The organism is Agathobaculum butyriciproducens, assembly GCA_003096535.1.
In the GTDB taxonomy this organism is placed as follows: domain Bacteria; phylum Bacillota; class Clostridia; order Oscillospirales; family Butyricicoccaceae; genus Agathobaculum; species Agathobaculum butyriciproducens.
In genome coordinates, this window is sequence record QEKJ01000011.1 from 22,277 (window position 1) to 41,788 (window position 19,512).

The 19,512-nt window shown below is 42.3% G+C and carries 18 protein-coding genes; 8 read left to right on the top strand and 10 right to left on the bottom strand.

Annotated features, from left to right (window positions below; all coding sequences use genetic code 11):
* Positions 1 to 214: 214 nt before the first annotated feature.
* The 3 genes from C7386_RS08945 (at position 215) to trpS (ending at position 4,923) form a co-directional block, all read left to right on the top strand.
* Positions 215 to 3,028, top strand: a complete 2,814-nt coding sequence (locus C7386_RS08945) for a L,D-transpeptidase family protein (protein ID WP_165815517.1) — start codon at positions 215 to 217, stop codon at positions 3,026 to 3,028.
* Between the two features lie 252 nt (positions 3,029 to 3,280).
* Positions 3,281 to 3,847 (top strand): TetR/AcrR family transcriptional regulator, encoded by a 567-nt coding sequence (locus tag C7386_RS08950; protein WP_116705321.1) that lies wholly within the window; start codon positions 3,281 to 3,283, stop codon positions 3,845 to 3,847.
* 14 nt (positions 3,848 to 3,861) lie between these two features.
* Positions 3,862 to 4,923 carry a tryptophan--tRNA ligase gene (gene trpS / locus C7386_RS08955; protein ID WP_116705322.1) on the top strand — a complete coding sequence of 354 codons (1,062 nt, stop codon included), beginning with the start codon at positions 3,862 to 3,864 and terminating at the stop codon, positions 4,921 to 4,923.
* 103 nt (positions 4,924 to 5,026) lie between these two features.
* Here the strand turns inward: trpS and C7386_RS08960 are convergent, their stop codons facing one another.
* The 8 genes from C7386_RS08960 to C7386_RS13775 form a co-directional block, all read right to left on the bottom strand.
* Entirely contained in the window at positions 5,027 to 6,757 is a 1,731-nt protein-coding gene (locus C7386_RS08960) for a recombinase family protein (RefSeq protein WP_165815518.1), read from the bottom strand.
* Positions 6,758 to 6,841: 84 nt separating this feature from the next.
* Positions 6,842 to 7,081, bottom strand: a complete 240-nt coding sequence (locus tag C7386_RS08965) for a transposon-encoded TnpW family protein (RefSeq protein WP_116705324.1) — start codon at positions 7,079 to 7,081, stop codon at positions 6,842 to 6,844.
* Between the two features lie 11 nt (positions 7,082 to 7,092).
* Positions 7,093 to 7,947, bottom strand: a complete 855-nt coding sequence (locus C7386_RS08970) for a ParB/RepB/Spo0J family partition protein (RefSeq protein ID WP_116705325.1) — start codon at positions 7,945 to 7,947, stop codon at positions 7,093 to 7,095.
* Positions 7,944 to 9,311, bottom strand: coding sequence for a relaxase/mobilization nuclease domain-containing protein (locus C7386_RS08975; protein WP_116705326.1), 1,368 nt, complete (start codon positions 9,309 to 9,311; stop codon positions 7,944 to 7,946). Before C7386_RS08975 ends, C7386_RS08970 begins: the two co-directional genes overlap by 4 nt.
* Entirely contained in the window at positions 9,272 to 9,613 is a 342-nt protein-coding gene (locus tag C7386_RS13300; protein ID WP_133241592.1) for a plasmid mobilization protein, read from the bottom strand. Before C7386_RS13300 ends, C7386_RS08975 begins: the two co-directional genes overlap by 40 nt.
* A 125-nt stretch (positions 9,614 to 9,738) precedes the next feature.
* Positions 9,739 to 10,137: a hypothetical protein gene (locus C7386_RS08980; RefSeq protein ID WP_116705327.1), complete on the bottom strand. Its 399-nt coding sequence runs from the start codon at positions 10,135 to 10,137 to the stop codon at positions 9,739 to 9,741.
* A gap of 406 nt (positions 10,138 to 10,543) precedes the next feature.
* Positions 10,544 to 10,810, bottom strand: a complete 267-nt coding sequence (locus tag C7386_RS08990) for a sigma-70 family RNA polymerase sigma factor (RefSeq protein WP_116705329.1) — start codon at positions 10,808 to 10,810, stop codon at positions 10,544 to 10,546.
* A gap of 75 nt (positions 10,811 to 10,885) precedes the next feature.
* Positions 10,886 to 11,446 (bottom strand): hypothetical protein, encoded by a 561-nt coding sequence (locus C7386_RS13775; RefSeq protein WP_318261272.1) that lies wholly within the window; start codon positions 11,444 to 11,446, stop codon positions 10,886 to 10,888.
* A 189-nt stretch (positions 11,447 to 11,635) separates the two neighbouring features.
* On the opposite strand from C7386_RS13775, the gene C7386_RS09000 reads away from it, so the two are divergent.
* From C7386_RS09000 to C7386_RS09020, 5 genes are read left to right on the top strand one after another with little or no spacing between them, the layout of a single operon-like run.
* Entirely contained in the window at positions 11,636 to 12,016 is a 381-nt protein-coding gene (locus C7386_RS09000; RefSeq protein WP_165815519.1) for a helix-turn-helix domain-containing protein, read from the top strand.
* Positions 12,017 to 12,033: 17 nt separating this feature from the next.
* On the top strand, positions 12,034 to 13,590 hold the full coding sequence (locus C7386_RS09005; protein WP_116705331.1) for a type I restriction-modification system subunit M: 1,557 nt from the start codon (positions 12,034 to 12,036) through the stop codon (positions 13,588 to 13,590).
* 1 nt (position 13,591) lies between these two features.
* Positions 13,592 to 14,788 (top strand): restriction endonuclease subunit S, encoded by a 1,197-nt coding sequence (locus C7386_RS09010; RefSeq protein ID WP_116705332.1) that lies wholly within the window; start codon positions 13,592 to 13,594, stop codon positions 14,786 to 14,788.
* Positions 14,788 to 15,684 (top strand): FRG domain-containing protein, encoded by an 897-nt coding sequence (locus C7386_RS09015; protein ID WP_116705333.1) that lies wholly within the window; start codon positions 14,788 to 14,790, stop codon positions 15,682 to 15,684. Before C7386_RS09010 ends, C7386_RS09015 begins: the two co-directional genes overlap by 1 nt.
* Position 15,685: 1 nt before the next feature.
* Positions 15,686 to 18,781 (top strand): type I restriction endonuclease subunit R, encoded by a 3,096-nt coding sequence (locus tag C7386_RS09020; RefSeq protein ID WP_116705334.1) that lies wholly within the window; start codon positions 15,686 to 15,688, stop codon positions 18,779 to 18,781.
* Between the two features lie 30 nt (positions 18,782 to 18,811).
* Here C7386_RS09020 and C7386_RS09025 read toward each other — a convergent pair whose 3' ends face one another.
* Both C7386_RS09025 and C7386_RS09030 read right to left on the bottom strand, forming a co-directional pair.
* Positions 18,812 to 19,183 carry a TnpV protein gene (locus tag C7386_RS09025; protein WP_116705335.1) on the bottom strand — a complete coding sequence of 124 codons (372 nt, stop codon included), beginning with the start codon at positions 19,181 to 19,183 and terminating at the stop codon, positions 18,812 to 18,814.
* Between the two features lie 3 nt (positions 19,184 to 19,186).
* Positions 19,187 to 19,492: a DUF6809 family protein gene (locus tag C7386_RS09030; RefSeq protein ID WP_116705336.1), complete on the bottom strand. Its 306-nt coding sequence runs from the start codon at positions 19,490 to 19,492 to the stop codon at positions 19,187 to 19,189.
* Positions 19,493 to 19,512 lie beyond the last annotated feature (20 nt).

Sequence of the window (19,512 nt, forward strand, 5' to 3'; positions counted from 1 at the left end):
AAGGGAAACGGGAGTCAAGAGGGTAGAAGCCGCAGGTGTCTACCCTCTTGCCCTCTCGGCGTGGGTACGCCGTCCCCAGCGGACAGCGAAATGTTTCGGAACTGAAACCTTACTCGTCTTGACAAGCTATGGTCAGGAACGTAAAATATAGGTAATGATAATAAGGTAAGGCAGAATGTCCGCATTCTGCAACTGTCAAAAAGGGGATAGTATTTTGAAGTTGACAAAACGCATTTTCAGCGGTCTGCTGGCCGCCATGATGCTGTTCACCACTGCTTTTGCCGTAAATGATTCGGCGACCACCAAGGCTGCAAACGCGCTGACGTTTGCGTTCAAGCCGATCACCGGCAGCGAGTACGACAGCACCGCTCTCCAGACCGATCTGGCAGCAGCGCAGAAGATCATCTCGCAGCGCATGCAGCTTGAGGGTCTGACCGGCGCGTCTGCCGCCGTTTCCGGCGATGTGATCACCGTTTCCATTCCGAAAACAGCTACCGGCAACACTGCCGCTTACTGGGCCGCTCGTCTGGGCGACCGCCGTCTGTGCAGTGTGACCGACTTTCTGAACGAGGAGTGGCAGTTCGACCGTGCAGATTTTGCCTCTGCCAAGGCAACCACCGAGAAAGGCGCAGAAGCCGTCGAGATCGACCTGACCGACTCCGGCAAGACCAAGCTGACCGAGGCCCACAACAAGGTAAAGGCATACCTTGCGGACAGCAAGAACAACGCTGACAAGGCGCAGTGGCTCATCTTCCACTGGGGCACCACCACCTTCCGCATGCTGGTGGACAACAGCTTCTCCGACAGCAAGCTGGTGATCGGCGGCGATTCCGATCCGCTGCGTGCCGGTGCGTCCAAGTACATGCCGCAGTATCTGATGCTCGATCCGCTCCCGTTTGCACTGGAGCAGACCGCCGTTCCGACGACCACCGAGCCGACGACTCCGTCTGAGCCGACCACTCCCACCGAACCCACGACTCCGACTGAGCCGACCACGCCTTCCGAGCCGACGACCACGGATTTCCCGGACATCGACGGTCACTGGGCTGCCGCTTCGCTGCGCAAGGGTGTTGAGCTGGGTCTTCTGAAGGGCATCAACGGCAAAATTATGCCGAACAACTCGGTCAAGCGTTCCGAGGCTATCGTTATCCTCAACCGTGCGCTTGGCGCAACGCAGGCCGATAGTGTATCCGGTCTGGCTGCCAGCCAGCAGTCCGCATGGTACAGCGAGGATCTGGGCAAGGCCATCCACCTCGGCCTGATTACCGCAAACGACAACCGCAGCTTTGACACTGCAGCTACCCGTGCCGAGGCTTTCGTGCTGATGGCTCGTGCGTTCGCGTACGACCGCGCAGAGACCGCTGCCGATGAGCTGAGCAGCTTCACCGATACCTCCTCCATGACCACCGAGCAGAAGCAGGCAGCTGCCGCTCTGATCGGCCAGGGCGTTGTAAACGGTACTTCTGCTGCCAAGCTGTCTCCGTCGAACAAGCTGACCCGTGCACAGTTCGTCACCATGATCGTGCGCATTGCAGCTGCCACCAACGCAGACAGCGCACCGACCGAGCTGGCCGGCGGCACCGTACTCACCAATCCGTGCATCGCTCTGACCGGTGCTGTCGCAGACGGTGACTGGATCTTTGCCGCTCCCACGAATGAAATTTCGCTCGATTCCGTCAGCAGCTCGCACCGCATCGTCCTCAAGGGCGAGGAGCGCGCTGTACTGAACGGCACCAAGCAGACCAGCATTTCCACGCTTGCTGTTGACCCGGCAGGCACGGCTGATGTGAAGATGGACAACACTTCGTCCGTAAACACGCTCGTTATCGCGGGCAAGGGCGGCTCCATTGGCTACAGCGGCGCAGTCTCCAACATCGAGATCACCGCTTCCGGCCGCACCATCGTGCTCGAAGGCATGACCTCGGATGCCATCACCATTACCGGCAGCAACAACACCATCCTGCTCAAGGGCGACGCGGATACCGTTTCCGTACTGCGTGGCTCCGGCAACCGCATCACGCTGTCCGGCACGGTCGGCACGATGGTTCTGGCCGGCAAGAACACCACGGTTGACGGCACCGGCAAGATCGGCATCGTAGACACCCGCATGGTCGGCTGCACAGTAACGGCTAAGGCTGACCACACGATCGACAACATCGATCCCGGTCTGGATGGCGTTCAGATCACGATGACCGTTCCGGATAAGGTTAAGGCCGGCGGCTCGCTGACTGCCAAGGTTAGCTTCTCCGGCGTAAAGGAAGGCGTTACCTGCACTGCAATCTGGTATCAGGACGGCTCCGCGATCAAGGGCTGCACGAACAACAGCTTCGAGCTGACCAACGGCAAGACCTCCAGCCACACCAGCACCTTCACCTTCACCAAGAATATGAAGACCAGCACGGCGATTGGCTTTAAGCTGCTCTATGACAACCCGTCCACCGGCGAAACCGAGCAGGTTTACGCCCAGAAGACCGTTCCGATCGAGAATTACTCTGCCGAGTGGTATGCACAGCGCGATGCTGCCGCCATCCTCAAGCAGGTATCCTCGGTTTACCGCGGCAACTACACCACGTCCTACGCGGCCAACAACGATTACTCCAAGACCACCAAGGAGGTCTGGATCAACGCCAAGGGCTACTCCAGCAACACCAATTATCTGGTCTGGATCAACCGCGCCTATCAGCATGTAAACGTATTCACCGGCTCCAAGGGCAACTGGAAGCTGACCAAGAGCTTTATCGTCGGCACCGGCGCTGCCTCTACCCCGACTCCGGTCGGCGTGACCACCGTCAGCTACAAGCTGAAGGCAGGCTGGACCACCGGTACTTACACGGTTCGTCCGGTTGTAGGCTTCTACCCGGGCACCGGCTACGCGTTCCACTCCCGCCTGTGCTATCCCGGCACCGACACCGAATACGACTTCAGCAGCGGCTATCCGGTTTCGCACGGCTGTGTACGCATGAAGCACAACGACATCAACTGGATTTACAACAACATACCGATCGGCTCGACTGTCGTAATCTACTAAACCGTAGCTGCAAACACCGATATTCTCCGTTTTTCCGGAGAGTATCGGTGTTTTTTTGCTGCAAAACAGTGTGTACATCATCAACATCCTGTTTTGCACTGCAACGATAAATTCTCACCCTGATAATGTAATTCGTCATTTTATACGCATTTTTCGCAAATGCAATTGGTTATCGTTGTGACATTTTAATGTTGACACCGACAACATCAAGGACTATAATAAACCCATCACAACAAACAACGAGGTGAGGAAATGGCCGATCAGTATCATCACGGAAATCTGAAAAGCAAGCTGCTGGAGGAAGCGGTCACGCTGATCTCGCAGGACGGCCTCGAAAATCTTTCTCTCCGGCGGCTGGCAACGCAGTGCGGCGTGAGTCACAACGCCATCTACCGCCATTTTGACAGCAAGGAGCGCCTGATCGACGCCTGCCGTGCCTATGTCATGCAGGAGCTGACGCGCACACTCGAGCTGACGCTCAGCGGTCTGGATGAAAGCCTGCCGCAGACCATGGAACAGCTCGGCACCGCCTATCTGGATTTTTACATGCGCAACCCGACGTATTTCAGCGCGTATTTCCGCAATGCGTCCCAGAAGCTGACGTTCTCGCTTGAGCCGATCGAGGGCAACTACCCGCCGTTTTCCGTTTTCCGCCGTGTGGCTGTCGCTATCGCGGAAAAGCAAGGCATTCCGCAGGATGAGACACGATGGCGGCTTCTGCGCTACTGGACGATGCTCAACGGCATATTCGCCATGTGGATTTCCTCCAACGTGGAACTGCCTGAAAACTGGAAAACCTGTCTGAAAAACGAATTTTAAGGAGCGTTTACGATATGAAACAGATCATTCTTACGGGCGACCGCCCGACCGGCAACCTGCATGTCGGCCACTACGTCGGCTCACTGGCCGAGCGCGTGAAGCTGCAGAATTCCGGAAAATATGATGAAATTTACATCATGATTGCGGACGCGCAGGCGCTGACCGACAACGCCGAGCACCCGGAGCGCGTGCGCCAGAATATTATGAAGGTCGCGCTGGACTATCTTGCGGTCGGCATTGACCCGGAAAAGACGAATATCTTCATCCAGTCCATGGTGCCGCAGCTGACCGAGCTGACGTTCTACTACATGAACCTTGTCACCGTGTCCCGTGTACAGCGCAACCCTACCGTTAAGGCAGAGATTCAGATGCGCAACTTTGAAGCCAGCATTCCGGTCGGTTTTTTCTGCTATCCGATCAGTCAGGCGGCGGACATCACCGCATTCAACGCTACGGCTGTTCCGGTCGGCGAGGACCAGGAGCCGATGCTCGAGCAGTGCCGCGAAATCGTGCACAAGTTCAACACGGTTTACGGCGAAACGCTGACGATGCCGCAGATTGTTCTTCCGTCCAACAACGCCTGCATGCGTCTGCCCGGCACAGACGGCAAGGCGAAGATGAGCAAGTCGCTCGGCAACTGCATCTACCTTGCGGATCCGGAGGAGGTCGTTCGTGAGAAGATCATGTCCATGTACACCGATCCGGACCACATCCGCGTGCAGGATCCCGGCAAGCTGGAGGGCAATACCGTGTTCACCTATCTGGATGCGTTCTGCCAGCCGGAGCACTTCGCAGAATTCCTGCCGGACTACCAGAACCTTGACGAGCTGAAAGCGCACTACCAGCGCGGCGGACTCGGCGATGTGAAGGTAAAGAAGTTCCTGAACAACGTCATGCAGTCACTGCTGTCGCCCATGCGTGAGCGCCGTGCGCAGTGGGAGGGTCGCCTGCCCGAAGTCTACGAGATTCTCAAGAAGGGCAGCGAAATCGCCGCTGAGACCGCTCAGGGCACGCTCGATCGAGTCCGTCACGCGATGAAGATCGACTATTTCACCGATATCGGCCTGCTCAAGTAAAAACAGCAAAATAAAGGACGAACCGCCTTGGGCAAGTCCCATAAGGAAGTATTTTCTATGTAAGGTTCGGTGCAATCTCTAAAGAGGTTGCACCGTTCCTTTATTATGCTGCAAAACGATATTCGTGTGGATTTTTACAGATTTCTTCCATCATTATAATGATTTCATCTTCGGTTGGGATTTTAAACATTCCTACCGCTGTAAAGTAAATATCCACTTTTACATAACAATGGCCGCTTGATTTATCGTTGTTGTGAACTTCAATGCGCTCAATTAGAGAATTGACCAGAGTTGGTGTTAGTTCCTTAATATCCGTCATTTCACGAAAGGTACGGAGCAGCAATCTCAAATCAAGACTTTTTTGTTCGGCTTTGTCTAAAACGGCTTGAGCTTCGGATACAGTAATTGCAAGTTCTTTTTGTTCTTTTTCATATTTTGAAACTCGTCTTTCGTAAACATCATCTGATAATCTTCCAAAAGTATTATCCTCGTAAAGCTTATCCATCAAGCGTTCCAATTCTTCAAGTCTTCGCTTGCCGTATTCAACCGTTTCCTGCATTTTTTTAAATTCAGCTTTGCGAATCGCCTTGCTTTTCATTGCCATCATATAAAGAAAGACGGGTTCATGACAGCGAACAAAATCAGCAAAGTCGCTGATAGCTTCCATTACAATTTTTTCAAGTACTACATTTCGAATATAGTGAACTTTACAAGTACCCCTGCCAGATCTATAGTTGGAGCAACAATAAAATTCTTGATTTGTATTCAAACTTTTAGCAGAGCAAAAATAAAGTTTCGCACCACAATCAGGACAAAAAACAAGACCTGAAAATATACTTTGCCGTCCTGTCGCAGTAGGACGGCGTTTATTTTTGCGAAGTTCTTGTACCCTTAGCCAATCCTCCTCCGGTATAATCGGTTCCTGCATATTAGGAATAACTTGTTGCTCTTCAATAGGGTTATAAATGACCTTGTGGACCTTGTAACTGACAGTAGTGGATTGGAAATTTACCGCACATCCTGTATATTGTCTATTTTCAAGAATGTGCACTATAGTTTTCTGATCCCACGCACACGGATTTAGCGGTATCTTTTGAGAGTGTTTTCTACCTACAGATTCATAATAAGCAGATGGAATTAAAATATTTTCTTTTTCCAACTGTCTTGCGATTTGTGACGGTCCTCTTCCGCCAAGCGCTAAAGCAAATATTTTACGCACAATTTCTGCGGCAGGTTCATCAATTAGCCACTTTTCCCGATTTTCAGGATCTTTCACATATCCAAAAGGAACAGATGATGAAACACGCTTTCCGTTATCTGCTTTGGACTGCCATACAGCACGAATTTTCTTGCTTGTCTGAGCTGCATACCATTCGTTAAAAATATTGTAAAACGGCAGCATTTCCATCCCTTCACCTGTAGTGCTGTTGACATTCTCCTGAATGGATATAAAGGTAATGCCAAGTGAAGGATAAACGATTTGTGTCAGTCTGCCGGCTTCGACCTGTTCACGACCAAAGCGAGACAAATCTTTCACGATGATTCTGCTGATTTCTCCGTTTTCAGCCATTCTCTGCATACGCTGAAAAGCTTCCCGATCAAATCGAGTTCCCGAAATCCCATCATCCACGAAGAACATTGTATTCTTGTAACTGTGTTTTTTGGCATAATCAAGTAAAATCTGTTTTTGATTCGTAATTGAATTTGATTCATCAATCTCGCCTTTCTTTTTGTCATGATCTTTCATGTCCTCAACAGATAAACAACAATATAGGGCGGTGATCAATTCATCAGGATTTGCAATTTGTCCCTTGTTTTTATTTTTAGTTGTCATAATATTTTTCTCCTTTCTGACAACCGGACACTGCAAAGGCATTCTTATTTTACAGTGTTCGGTTATCTTTTTTCTATTGTGTGGTTAAATTAAATTTTCAGAAAGAATCAATTTTTTGAATTGTTCCATAACGCTTTGTGTTCCTTTGGGATTAAAATGAGTAGATACTTCGTAAACTGTACCTCCAATTTTGGTTTTGAAGGTACCTTCGCTAAATTTGCAAGCGTCTTCATAATTTAAGATTTTTCCATTTTTACAGGGAATAAAGTAATCTGCAATGCAGGCAGTCTCATTATTAGAATGAATATCTATTTTTTTAGTCATAAAAATTCTCCTTATCTTGAATCTCTGTCACGCAGCCGTTTTCGATGGTACGCTTCGCAAAGTTTTACAATGGTTTCTTCCATTTGAGTAATAGTGTAGTCTTTCGGAAAATATTTGCGGATACGTTCAGCGGGAATCTTCACACGCTCTTTCTGATTGGCCTTTTCTTCGCTCATAATGGCGGATAACTGTTCTTTCGTGAATAACCCCTGTATACTGAGAGCCTTTAAACGCTGTGCCTGAGATAAATTAGGCGTACAGTCACCGTACTCCATTTCCGACAGCAGCATTGTCTGTTCTTCGGGGAGCAGATAGGATAGCTCGACAGCAGGAGTGAAAGCAATCCGCTTTTCATCAACCATATCCAAAATAGGCGGGATAAGGTTAGTGAGACGGATATAGCGTTTAACTGTGTCTTTGCTTGTGTTATCACTCTCAGCAATAATTTCAGTTGCCAACTTCGGTGCAACTTGCTCCGAAGTTAAGTCAGAGCGTTTCCCTTGATGTCGTAATGCTTCGGCTTTCAGCTTGTAAGCGAAGGCTTTCTCCGATGGTAAAATATGTTCTCGGTGCAGATTGCTGTCTACCACTGCAATGGCAGCGGCGTCACGATCAAGGGGAACAATTAAGGCAGGGACTTCTTTTATCCCTGCCTTTACTGCTGCACGGAACCGTCTGTGTCCCGATACGATTTCATATTCATCTGCGGTGTTTTCTTTTGGTCGGACAATTAACGGAGACAAAATACCTTGCTCCTGAATGCTCTCGATCAAAGCGTTCATTTCTTCGTTGTCCTGAACCTTAAACGGATGTCCCTCAAAGGGGAAAAGTTTTTCTATTGCAATATTTTTTGGTGTGTTTTTCATCGTTCATAATTCCTTTCTCTGTTTTTGGTTTTTACTTGTATTTCCATAGCACGCTCGGTTTCAAGCAATTTCAAGATATGCGGATACCGCTCGGTGATGGATTGTGCAGTTTTGAGATCTTCACGCAAAGGTTTTAACTTTGCAGAGATTTTTCTTGTCGCCGTTTTGTTCTGTTCTTTTTCTTCTTCTGATTTCGGGCGGCGGATACGGTTATAAATTTTCTGCCGCTCTGATTCCAAAGCAGAAATATCTGCGGATTTCTTCTCGATAAATGAAACAAGCTTCTGTGCGGAATCGATTTGATTCTCACAAAGAAGCTTGTATTCCTTTAAGGTTTGATCTAATTTTCTGACTTCCTGACGTAGTGCCGGAGATAGAGGCTTTTGGGATGACGTCTCTATATTATTGCCTGTAATCAGCTTCCAAAGCTCAATAATCAATGCAAACGCAAGCTGCATCCCGTCCATACGCTGCGCTTTGTTAAATTCGTATTCAAGCTGTAACAGCGGTGCATATCGTTTTGGAATACGAATTGCGTAAAGAGTAATATTTTTCTGATTATCAATCAGTCTCTGCCGTATTTTCTCCTGCGTGTATTGCTCGCCTAACGAATCAAGACGGACAGAGCGTTTCCAACTGGGAGCGATAATGGAGGGATGACGGTAATCGCTGTTTCTTGCATAGCTGTAACCGAGATTTTTCAGGTATAAATCGAATGCTTTCCAATTGGTTGTATTTGAAATTGCTTGATCAATATCCCGTTTTAAAATATCTCGGTGAGTTAAACCACCGCTTTTGTGAATCCAATAGTCTTTCTTTCGATTACCTGTGAATTTACTCGGCGGCAGTACGCTTTTCCCTCGTTCTAAGCAAACTGCATCGGAAATCTCTCTTAACTTGTAATGGTCGGAAATATGGTTCTCAAATTTCCGACCGGTGCGAAAAGATACTGAATTAACCACAATATGATTGTGAAGATTATCTGTGTTCAGATGGGTGGTGACGACTATCTCGTAATCCTTGCCCCACATACGCCTTGCCGTTTCCAGTCCGATTTGATGTGCTTCTTCAGGCGTAACCTCGCCACTTACAAAACTCTGATAACCGTGATAGGCAACATTCCCGCCGAGCTTGCCGTAACGACGCTTAGTAGCCATCATATATTCGTATGCTCTTTGTTTCGGACAGTTGATACCAGAAACATACATCGTTTGATCCGTCTTTTTATCATTCTCAACATAACGGAGTGCCGCATATAAATCTTCATCCAAGAATTTCTTGTCGATGGTTTTGTCAGGGTTACGGGCATAGTCGATTACTTCTTTCAGCCTGTTTTTGACAGGCCAGAATCCGGTGGTTGCCATTTGCGCATATCCTCCTTTCGTGGTAATAAAAGTTCCGTATGAATTTCATCAATAAGTGAAAGTAGTTTGTTTTCTGCTTCAGGCGTAAAACCCACTGTATTGCATAGCTCGCACAATTTGTTGTAGAAATCAAAAAAGACATCAGGAAGAACCGTTCTCGGTTCATATCCCAATGCTCTTTGCACCAGATATTCGCTAATAGATAAATTGCATTTTTCGGCAAGTTGTTTGATTTTGTCTTTATCTTTTTGATTTACCCGAATGTCAATTCGGGCAAATTTTTCTTTTGGGTTTCTATTCATAGATATATCATTCCTTTTAAAATGGGGTGTTAGGGGCGGGAGTCCCTAAGGATTAAATCGGCTAAACAGCCGATTTTGAGTTGGAACTTGCCGTACAAGTTCCCTGCTTGTTATGGTGTGAGACATCAAGCTTTTTTCATAAATTCAGATAGCTCATAGTCTTTCAAATAATCATCACAATAACAATATTCGTAAACCTTGTATGGCAGGTTTTCAGGCTTGTGCCGACACTTTTGTATTGTGACTACATATACAGGTGAACCAATTGCTGGAATACTCATCCTGAATTTATCTAATTCATTAAAGCTCAATGTTAACCATATATTCGGGAAGTCTGTGGATACAATGAGAATCTCACAGCTCTTTTTCGTGTGGTTGATAAACACATCACGAACCCATCCAACGGTTTCACCGTCGAAAAATGGCTCAATAAATTGCGTTCCGTCGTAATATTCAATCGCATTGCAAATATTACCGCTTATATCAACTATTTTCTTCTTGTAATAGCTATTAATCTGTTCCATAGAATTATCTCCTTTTTTGAATGAAAGTGTTTGTTAAATAAGGGACATCAAAGTGATGTCGCAGGATATTTCAGAGCACAAAAAAGCGGCACTACTCTGATGCCGTCATTAATTAGCCGTTTTCATATTTCCATAGCCGTGGTCAATACCGATGATATATGTTTCTTTATATTTTTTCATTGTGATTGTCTTCCTTAATTTTAATGATTTTGGGATTGGTTTTTGCAAAAGCAGGACAGACATTGTCTGTTAACATTAAACAGCTGCTCTGTCCGCATTGCATACATAAGGTGTTCTTAATTTTGATTTGTTGTGATTTTATCAGATTGTACTGCACCAAAAAGACCTCCTTTCTGATTTTGCACATAAAAAGAACACCTACCGATTTATACATCAATAGGTGTTGTCAGATAATTTCCTTATTGCTGAATCCCAAATCTTCACCGCTGAACTTTTCGTAAGCCAAGCCAATCTTTCGGATTCTTTTGTGAATAGCACTGTGCGTTTTGAAGCCTAATTCTTCTGCGATTTTTTCGAGTGTCACATCATCCATTCGCATTGTGAGTATTTTCCTGTCTGTTTCGGAAAGAGTGTCTAAAAATTTGCTGACTGCAATCGGTTCTAATACGGTACTCTCAACATTAACACTGTCATCGGGAATATCCCACTCCATGCCGTTTGTGTTCTCTGCATACTTTTCTTTTAAATCATCAAGAGATTCAACGGATATTTTCGCACGAGTGTGATATCACTTGCGGTAAAAATCAATTTTTTGTCGGCTCTTTCGGTAATCAAAATCTTCAAAGCAGCGATATTCAGCCGCCACAGCAATGACCTCATTCATATTGTGTTTTGCCATTATTTTAGGAACGAGCCAAGTGAATGTTTCTGAGATTTCTTCTTCGGATATATATCCGAGGTCTTCGTCTACATTGGTACTTTTTAATATCTCCTGTGACTTAGGGATAATCCCTTCATCTTCCATTCCTTTAATCCAAATAGAAGCTGCGTGCGCATATCTCCAAGACGGCTCATATCCTGAATAAATCTCCCTTTTTGCGCCAAGCCCCATAAAAGGCCACACCATAAAGGCGTAAGCATCAATTATTACAAGCTTAAATAAATCACTTTCTATTATTTCTATTGCACGACGATCTTGAAGCAATTTTCTTGGATTTCTTGAAATACTGTTTATTTCTTCTCCGCACTTATCCAAAATGCTTTTGGGGATGAAATAGAACGCAGAAATATATTCTGCATTGCGAAACGGTGTAATCTCGCCGTTTTTTCTTTTTAATAATATTGGCATGTTTTTTTGCCTTCTTTCCAGAGAGTATGCTCTCTATTTATTAAACGACATAGAAATCCTGTTTTGTTCCTGAATTATAAAAATATTATAGCAAATAAATTTGATTTTGATAAGCACCTTGATTTAATTGGCAATATAATATATAATATAAGTATGTAAGCTAACTAACTTACAATGGAGGTGATAAAGGTGGATGATTTGAATTTGAAAATGGAAAATGCTGAATTTGGTCAATATTTGCGTTCTGTCAGACAAGCAAAAAAAATATCAATTCGTCAACTTGCAAAAGCGGTGAGTAAAACACCTACATATATTAGTGATATTGAAAAGGGTAATAATAAACCTCCCGAAAGAGAGTTATTGGATAGAATAATTGCAGCATTGCATTTAGAAGAATTTCCGGATATAAGGAACAAGCTGTATGATTTAGCTGCAAAAGAAAGAAAAGATGTTCCAGCAGATATTAAAGAATATCTAATGGAAAATGAATCAATATTAAAAATTATTAGAACGGCAAAAGAAAGCCCAAATGAAAAGCAAATATGGGCAAAAGTATCGCAGATTATTTAATTGTGGAGGAATAGAAAATGGCTGAATTAAGAAAAGAAGATTTGTGGGTAATGGCGGATAAACTCCGTAATAATATGGATTCTGCAGAGTATAAGCACGTATGTCTTGGTCTTATATTCTTGAAATATATTTCTGATAGTTTTGAAAGAGCTTATCAAGAAATTTCTCAAGATGAATACGCCGATCCAGAAGATAGAGATGAATACCTTGCAAAAAACGTGTTTTGGGTGCCGCAGGAAGCACGTTGGGAAACAATTAAAAACAGTGCTAAAGATCCAACAATTGGTCAGGTTATCGATAATGCCATGTATGTGATTGAAAAGGAAAACTCCTCTCTTCGTGGTGTGCTTCCTAAAGATTTTGCAAGAGCATCTTTAGATAAACGTTCTTTGGGTGAATTGGTTGATCTATTATCTGAGCTTGAGATTGGAAACGATAAAAACAAAGACACTTTAGGCTCTGTATATGAATATTTTCTTGGAAAGTTTGCACGTGCTGAAGGAAAACTGGGTGGAGAGTTCTATACTCCACGCAGTGTAGTTGAATTGATTGTAGCTATGATTGAACCTCACGATGGACGAGTTTATGACCCTTGCTGTGGTTCAGGAGGTATGTTTGTACAGAGTGAACGTTTTGTAGAAGACAGAGAGGGACGAATTGACGGACAATTAGCTATTTATGGGCAGGAATCCAATTATAATACTTGGAAACTTTGTAAAATGAATCTTGCTATCCGTGGAATCGAAGCAAACCTTGGTCAGCAAAATGCGGATTCTTTCCATAACGATCAGCACAAGAGTTTAAAGGCAGATTATATTATGGCAAATCCTCCTTTTAATATTAGTGACTGGGGCGGCGAGCGTTTAATAGATGATCCAAGATGGAATAAATACGGTATTCCGCCTACGGGTAATGCCAACTATGCTTGGATTTTGCACATGCTGTATCACTTAGCGCCAAGCGGAACGGCAGGTTTTGTATTGGCGAATGGTTCGCTTTCATCTTCTACAATCAGTGAATACAACATTCGTAAAAACTTGATTGAAGATGATAAAATCGATTGTATTGTTACTTTGCCGGGTGGACTGTTCTCAACAACATCAATTCCTGTTTGCCTGTGGTTTATGGCTCGCAATAAGCTGAAAAACGGACACCGTGATCGACATGGAGAAATTCTGTTTATTGATGCCAGAAATATGGAAACAGAACCTTATGAGGACAGCCGTACGCAGAGACAGCTGACTGCAAAAACTATTGATGAAATCACCTCCGCATACCATTCTTTCCGCAATTATGAAAAGAAAGCAACAAAGGTAGATGGTACAGAGATTGAATATGCTGATAAACAGGGATTTTGGAAGATAGCAACATTGGGAGAAATTCGTGAAAAAGATTATAATCTTACACCAGCGAGTTATGTGGGAATTGCTCCTGTAGAAGAAGATACGGAACCGTTTGATGATAAGATTAGTAGGCTTGTTCAGGAACTGGAATTAATCGTAAAAGAATCACAATCTCTTGATCAAGTAATTTTTTCAAAGTTAAAAGAATTTGAGGATTGTGGAGGAAAATAACATGAAAGAATATGTTGCATTGGATGAATTAATAGAATACGGTCGCAACATTGCTTATGGAATAGTTCAGCCAGGGAAACCAGTTGATCATGGAATTCCAATGATAAGAGTTAAGAATTTTGATCATGGTAGGATTGAGTTAAGTAATATTATACAAGTATCCCCAGAGATAGAAGAAAAATATTCGAGAACACGACTGCAAGGGAATGAAATATTGCTTACACTTGTTGGCTCAGTTGGACAGACCGCTTTAGTGGATGAGAACATGAAAAATTATAATGTTGCACGAGCAGTAGCTGTGATCCCTATTAAGTCAGGGATAAACCGGAATTGGGTAAAATATTACTTGGATTCGAATGTATCTCAGCAATACTTTAAGGAAGAATTAAATACAACTGTACAAGCAACTCTAAACCTAAAATCAGTTAAGAAAACACAAATTTGGATTCCAGATGACAAGTACATAGAGAAAGCTGTTGCGACTTTGTCAAGCATAGACAGAAAAATTTATATTAATAATCGTAGCAAAGGGGCTCTTGAAAATCTTATTTCCATTATTTACTATAAAACACTAGGAATGTATTCGTTTTCAAATGATAATAAAAAAGTTTTAGATAGCTGGTTTGAGTCAAATGTTTTGGATAACATTACTGAGGTTAGAGAAAAAAACAAAGATGAAAAAAATTATCCAGTCCTTTCAGTTGTAAAAGAAGGAGAATTTAAAGCATCAGAAGATGTTTTTACAAAACAAGTTTATAGTAAGAGTACAAAAAACTATAAAATTGTTCGCCGCAATCAAGTAGCATATAATCCGGCAAGGGCAAATATCGGTTCTATTGCCATGCTCAAGGAGTATGATGTGGGGCTTGTTAGCCCGATTTATACTGTTTTTGAGATAAAGGATACGATTACGCCTACTTTCTTCTATTACTATATGAAGCAGCCGATATTTCAGGAAATGATTAAACACCATGCCATTGGCACAACAAGGCAGAACTTCCCTTTCGAAGCGTTTAAAATGTTTCCTATGGTTGTACCACCGATGGAACTTCAATTGAAATTTGAAGAAATCGCAAAACCTATTGAGCAGAAAATTGCAAAGCTCAAAGAAGAAAACGAAGTGTTGTCAGAGATTAGAGATACCCTACTCCCCAAATTGATGAGCGGAGAACTGCCAGTGGAAGTGGGTGAAAATTAATGGATGAACGTGAACGATACAAAGAATATCTACAAGATGAGGTAGATGAACAATTTTTAATATATTCTGTTTCTCACTTACTGTCAAAGCTATCTGACTATAGTCGTATAATTTCTGAAAATGGAATACCTGGTACATTGCTGTTTCGTGGACAATCTGACATTGAATTCGGCATAGATGGAAGCATTTTTAGAAATGGACTATTAGCAAAAGAAACTACTATTGTTAATGAGCTGATATTGCAAGAGCCACTGGAATTTGGAAATCATATGACTGATTTTGAACAGTTGGTCAAAATGCAACATTACGGCTTACCAACTCGATTGCTGGATATTACAACCAATCCTTTAATCGCTCTCTATTTTGCTTGTTCTGAACATGAGGACAAAGACGGTGAACTGATTTTGTTTATCGAATCGCTACAGCGTCCTACACAAAAAGAAGTGAAATTGTTTTCTGCACTTGCAGAATATGATGGAAAAAGCGAAGGTAATTTTTTGGATTATTTTTCAAGAAAAGGACTCGAGGATGATATTTTATCGAGCTTTGAAGAGAAAGTGGAGCGACTGAAAACGCAGTTTCAAAATAAATATGTCCCGGTGGTAGCTCCTAAGAACAATGAACGTATAAGACGCCAAAATGGTGCGTTTTTAATATTAGGAATAGACATATCTGCTCCTGATTATTATCTAAAAAACAGTTTCAATTTAAAAGATAGTCTCAGTGAATATGTAGATGAAGGGATTCCAAGATATTTACGTATCCCAGCAGAGCAGAAATCTTCGATACTTCATGAACTTGATATGATTGGAATAAATGAAGCATTTGTCTACCCGGAATTAGAGCATCAGACATCGTATATCAAAAAAAGACATTTTGTAAAGGCAGGTGAATAGAATGTCCAAATTTATAGAAAATGATCTTGAACAAGCCGTATTGGAGTGGTTTCATGATTTAGGTTATCAAATTCAATATGGACCGGATATTTCACCGGGAGGAAGTTTTTCAGAAAGAGAAAGTTTTGGAGATGTTGTTCTATACGACAGGTTACATAGTGCATTAAAACGTATTAACAAACAATATTCCAATGATACGATTTCAGAACTGGTTAAAAAGATTACTCGTCAGCAGAGCTTGTCAATTGTCCGAAATAATGTTGCGTTTCAAAAATTATTAACCGATGGTATTGATGTAGAGGTTAAGCAGAATGACGGAAGCATAAAAACCGAAAAAGCTTATATTTTTGATGCCAAAGATATTGAAAATAATGAGTTCTTGGCAATCAATCAATACACTGTAATTGAAAACGGAAAAGAACGCAGACCTGATATTGTTGCGTTCTTAAATGGTATCCCTGTTGTTGTAATAGAACTGAAAAATGCGACAAACGAAGAAGTAGATATTGTTGATGGGTTTAATCAGCTTCAGACTTATAAAAGAGATATTCCTTCTTTGTTTTATTACAATGCCTTTATGATCACAAGTGATGGTATCAATGCAAAAGTTGGTACAATTACTTCTGATCTGGATCGCTTTATGTTTTGGAGAACAATTGACGGAGAAAAAGAATCGGGACTTTCTTTTCCACAATTGCAAGTTATGCTGTATGGAATGATGAATAAAAAGAGATTTTTAGACATTGTTTCAAAGTATAGCTTCTTTGTTCACGAGGAAGATAAGTCTTTCAAAATTTTGCCCGGTTATCATCAATTTTTTGCTGTAAATAAAGCATTGTATACCACTCACTTGGCAGCTTCTGAAAATGGAAGCAGAAAAGCGGGTGTAATTTGGCATACACAGGGTAGCGGAAAAAGTTATTCTATGCTCATGTATACTCGTCAATTGGTTTTAGAACTGAATAACCCGACCATTGTTGTTATTACTGACAGAAATGACTTGGATGATCAGCTGTTTACTACTTTTTCAAAAAGTGCCGATTATTTGCGTCAAACGCCCAAACAGGCAGACACAAGAAAAAAATTACGAGAACTATTGAGCGTTCAAGCTGGCGGCATTGTATTTACGACGATCCAAAAGTTTTCGCCAGATGAGAGTGACCAATCGATGGAAGCACTGACTACCAGACGAAATGTGGTTGTTATAGCAGATGAAGCACATCGCAGTCAGTACGGGTTAGAAGCAAAAGAAAAAGATGGAAAAGTTTCTTTTGGTTTTGCGAAACATATGCGAGACGCATTGCCGAATGCTTCTTTTATCGGATTTACTGGAACTCCTGTTGAGTTGAGCGATAAGAACACCCCTGCCCTGTTTGGTGACTATATTGATATTTACGATTTGACTCAAGCGGTTAAAGATAAAACTACTGTTCCGATTTATTATGAAAGCAGAATTGCAAAGTTAGATCTTCCGCAGGAATTAAAGCCAAAGATTGATTATGAGTATGACAGCATTGTTGAGGGACAGGAAGAAACTTACGCCGAAAGTCAAAAGCGTAAATGGGCAAGGTTAGAAGCCATTGTTGGAACAGATAGTCGTATTGATGTAGTAGTGAAGGATTTCATTGCTCATTACGACCTTAGACAACAAGCGATTAATGGTAAAGTTATGTTTGTGGCTATGTCCAGAAAGATTGCAGTAAAACTTTACTCAAAGATTATAGAATACCGCCCTGAATGGCATAGTGACGACATTGATAAAGGTACAATTAAGGTTATTATGACTTCTGCAGCATCTGATCCGCCTGAATTTCAGCCGCATTCAACTACTGCATCTCAGAAAAAGCTACTTGCAAAGAGAATAAAAGATGTTGAAGATGAATTAAAAATTGTTATTGTTTGCGATATGTGGTTGACGGGGTTTGATGTACCTTGCCTTCACACAATGTATGTAGATAAACCAATGAGCGGTCATAACCTTATGCAAGCCATAGCACGAGTTAATCGTGTGTTTAAAGACAAGCCCGGCGGTTTGATTGTAGATTATATTGGTATTGCAGATAATTTAAGAAGTGCATTAGCACAATATACACCGTCTGACCGAAAGACAACGGGTATTGATCCACAAGTAGCAATCGATCTCATGCTTGAGAAGTATGAGCAAATTCAAGGAATATTGCATGGATTGGATTACTCTTCTTATATAAGCGGCTCTGCAAGTGAACGAATGGCGTGTATTGTTTCTGGTGTTGATTTTGTTTTAGGTAAACCGGAAGATGAGAAAAAAGAATTTCTTAATTTGGTTGTAGAAATCGGCAAGGCATACGCATTATGCTCGACCTCTGAACAAGCTCAAGCAATCAATGTAGAGATTAGTTATTTTAAAGCCATTAAATCAGGTATTATAAAAATACTACCAAAGGACAAACAGAAGAAAACGAAAGATCAAATAGAATATGAAATTGGTCAATTGGTTTCCAAATCAGTTATTTCTGAAGAAGTCGTTGACATATTTGCTTCAGTTGGATTGAATAAACCGGATATTTCAATTTTATCTGATGAATTTCTTGAAGAAGTAAAAGGACTTCCACAAAAAAATTTAGCTCTGGAACTTTTACGACGTTTGCTTGATGGTAAGATTAAGGCGATAGCTAAAAAGAATGTTGTACAAGCAAAGAAATTTTCTGAAATGCTTGAAGCCTCAGTAATTCAATACGAAAAACGTTCTTTAGAGACGGTAGAGGTTATAAAGGCTCTGGTTGATATGGCAAAAGATATGAATGAGCTTCATAAAAGAGGAGAAAAGCTGGGATTATCAGACGATGAACTGGCATTTTATGATGCAATTTCGTCCAATGAATCTGCCAGAGATTTCTATGAAAATGATGTCCTAAAACAAATTGCTAAAGAACTAACAATCAACATTAAAAATAATATTAAAGTTGATTGGGATGTGCGAGAAAGTGTTAGGGCACAGATGAGAATTACTGTAAAAAGGTTGCTCAGAAAATATAAATATCCACCCGATAAACAGGCAACTGCGGTGGATTTGATAATAGAGCAAGCTGAAAAAATGTGTGAAAATGAAATTTATTAAAAATAGTCCGCTCAATGGAGCGGACTATTTTTAATAAATCAACTTAGAATTTACAATTTCTCTTGCTCTGTAGCAAACAGTGTTCATTTGTGCAACCCATTCCGTCTGATCTTTTGCCTTAAGTTCTTCTGTTATGCCTTCACTTTTTGCAAGTTGCTTTACAATTTGAAGAAACATATTTTGAGCCTGATTTTCAATATCAACAAGATAGTCGTTTAGTTTGCCACTTGTCAAAAGGTTCATATAAATAATTTTGCGGTGTTGTTTCAAATATCTTGCGTGTCGCTGTCCCCATACTCCGATCGGCTGACCTTGTTGTTCAGGTAAGATGAGATTTGGCAGTAGATAATCTCCTACCTGAGTGTATGTACCACCCATTTGTTCAAATAATGATTTTTCCATAATTCAAATATCCTCCTTTAATAAATTAGTAAATGGAGTATCATTACTGACGAAAGTATCAAGTGTAAATGCAGCGCCTAACCGAAAGCCTACAATAAAACTATCTAGTGCAGTCTCACCATTTACAACACTTGTTGCATTAACAAAATTAAGAAACTTTTTCTTTTCTTCGCCGGAAAGCTTAGATGTTAAATACTCCTCGGCATCGTTTAATACTCCAAGTTCTTTTGCCATTGTTTTATTTGTGCTAATGCCTCTTGCTTGCGGCTCGATATTGCCGTAATAAAACTGTTCTATAAATCCAGACATATCTTGTGTGCCTCCTTTCA

Coding starts and splice junctions, on each gene's coding strand:
- C7386_RS08970 (WP_116705325.1), bottom strand. CDS start 7,947: ATGAAAAACACACCAAAAAATATTGCAATAGAAAAACTTTTCCCCTTT.
- C7386_RS09010 (WP_116705332.1), top strand. CDS start 13,592: ATGAAAGAATATGTTGCATTGGATGAATTAATAGAATACGGTCGCAAC.
- C7386_RS13300 (WP_133241592.1), bottom strand. CDS start 9,613: ATGAATAGAAACCCAAAAGAAAAATTTGCCCGAATTGACATTCGGGTA.
- C7386_RS08975 (WP_116705326.1), bottom strand. CDS start 9,311: ATGGCAACCACCGGATTCTGGCCTGTCAAAAACAGGCTGAAAGAAGTA.
- C7386_RS09005 (WP_116705331.1), top strand. CDS start 12,034: ATGGCTGAATTAAGAAAAGAAGATTTGTGGGTAATGGCGGATAAACTC.
- trpS (WP_116705322.1), top strand. CDS start 3,862: ATGAAACAGATCATTCTTACGGGCGACCGCCCGACCGGCAACCTGCAT.
- C7386_RS08980 (WP_116705327.1), bottom strand. CDS start 10,137: ATGGAACAGATTAATAGCTATTACAAGAAGAAAATAGTTGATATAAGC.
- C7386_RS09015 (WP_116705333.1), top strand. CDS start 14,788: ATGGATGAACGTGAACGATACAAAGAATATCTACAAGATGAGGTAGAT.
- C7386_RS08960 (WP_165815518.1), bottom strand. CDS start 6,757: ATGACAACTAAAAATAAAAACAAGGGACAAATTGCAAATCCTGATGAA.
- C7386_RS09030 (WP_116705336.1), bottom strand. CDS start 19,492: ATGTCTGGATTTATAGAACAGTTTTATTACGGCAATATCGAGCCGCAA.
- C7386_RS09020 (WP_116705334.1), top strand. CDS start 15,686: ATGTCCAAATTTATAGAAAATGATCTTGAACAAGCCGTATTGGAGTGG.
- C7386_RS08965 (WP_116705324.1), bottom strand. CDS start 7,081: ATGACTAAAAAAATAGATATTCATTCTAATAATGAGACTGCCTGCATT.
- C7386_RS08990 (WP_116705329.1), bottom strand. CDS start 10,810: ATGGAGTGGGATATTCCCGATGACAGTGTTAATGTTGAGAGTACCGTA.
- C7386_RS13775 (WP_318261272.1), bottom strand. CDS start 11,446: ATGCCAATATTATTAAAAAGAAAAAACGGCGAGATTACACCGTTTCGC.
- C7386_RS09025 (WP_116705335.1), bottom strand. CDS start 19,183: ATGGAAAAATCATTATTTGAACAAATGGGTGGTACATACACTCAGGTA.
- C7386_RS08950 (WP_116705321.1), top strand. CDS start 3,281: ATGGCCGATCAGTATCATCACGGAAATCTGAAAAGCAAGCTGCTGGAG.